The following is a 1,192-nucleotide window of genomic DNA, read 5'->3' as shown; positions in this document are numbered from 1 at the left end:
TTACTTGATGATTTCGGAGATGGTGCCTGCGCCGACGGTGCGTCCGCCTTCGCGGATGGCGAAGCGGAGGCCCTTCTCCATGGCCACCGGGGTGTGCAGCGTGATCTCGAGCGAGATGTTGTCGCCCGGCATCACCATCTCGGTGCCCTCAGGAAGCTTTGCCGATCCCGTCACGTCCGTCGTGCGGAAGTAGAACTGGGGACGGTAGCCGTTGAAGAACGGGGTATGACGGCCACCTTCTTCCTTGCTCAGAACATAGATCTCGCCCTTGAACTGGGTGTGCGGCGTAATCGAACCCGGCTTGGCCAACACCATGCCGCGCTCCACGTCTTCCTTCGCGATACCGCGCAACAGAAGACCAGCGTTGTCGCCCGCCAGACCCTCGTCCAGCTGCTTCTTGAACATCTCGACGCCGGTGCAGACCGTCTTGCGCGTCTCGCGGAAGCCCACGATCTCGCAGTCCTCGCCAACCTTCACCTTGCCGCGCTCGATACGGCCCGTCACCACAGTTCCACGGCCCGAGATCGAGAAGATGTCTTCGATCGGCATCAGGAACGGAAGGTCGACCAGACGGTCGGGCTGGGGAACGTTCTTGTCCACCGCATCCATCAGCTCGTCGATCTTGGCCTCCCACTGCGCTTCGCCGTTCAGGGCTCCAAGAGCCGAACCGCGGATGACAGGAACGTCGTCGCCGGGGAAGTCGTACTTCGAGAGCAGTTCGCGAACTTCCATCTCCACCAGGTCGATCAGCTCAGCATCCTCAACCGCATCGCACTTGTTCAGGAACACAACGATGTAGGGAACGCCAACCTGACGCGCAAGGAGAACGTGCTCCTTGGTCTGGGGCATCGGGCCGTCGGTCGCTGCAACCACAAGGATCGCGCCGTCCATCTGCGCCGCACCCGTGATCATGTTCTTGATGTAGTCGGCGTGGCCGGGGCAGTCGACGTGTGCATAGTGGCGGTTCGCCGTCTCGTACTCCACGTGCGAGGTCGCAATCGTGATACCGCGCTCACGCTCTTCAGGAGCGTTGTCGATCGTGTCGAACGAGCGGAAGCTGTTCTTCGGGTTGTGCTTCGACAACACCTTCGTAATCGCCGCCGTCAGCGTCGTCTTGCCGTGATCGATATGCCCAATCGTCCCTACGTTTACGTGCGGCTTTGACCGGTCAAACTTTTCCTTGCCCATGACT

1 protein-coding gene is annotated in these 1,192 nt (G+C 60.7%); it reads right to left on the bottom strand.

Features of this window, described 5'->3' with window-relative positions:
• A complete protein-coding gene (gene tuf / locus IEW09_RS18625; RefSeq protein ID WP_188555774.1) occupies positions 1 to 1,188 on the bottom strand; it encodes an elongation factor Tu in 1,188 nt (395 codons plus the stop codon).
• Positions 1,189 to 1,192: the final 4 nt, after the last annotated feature.

Origin of the sequence: Edaphobacter dinghuensis, assembly GCF_014640335.1 — a bacterium.
Lineage (GTDB): Bacteria > Acidobacteriota > Terriglobia > Terriglobales > Acidobacteriaceae > Edaphobacter > Edaphobacter dinghuensis.
The sequence above is the reverse complement of the archived record's forward strand: the minus strand, read 5'-3'. Positions and strand labels throughout refer to the sequence as shown.

Excerpts from the sequence above, each read along its gene's own strand:
- tuf (WP_188555774.1), bottom strand. The coding sequence starts at position 1,188 with ATGGGCAAGGAAAAGTTTGACCGGTCAAAGCCGCACGTAAACGTAGGG.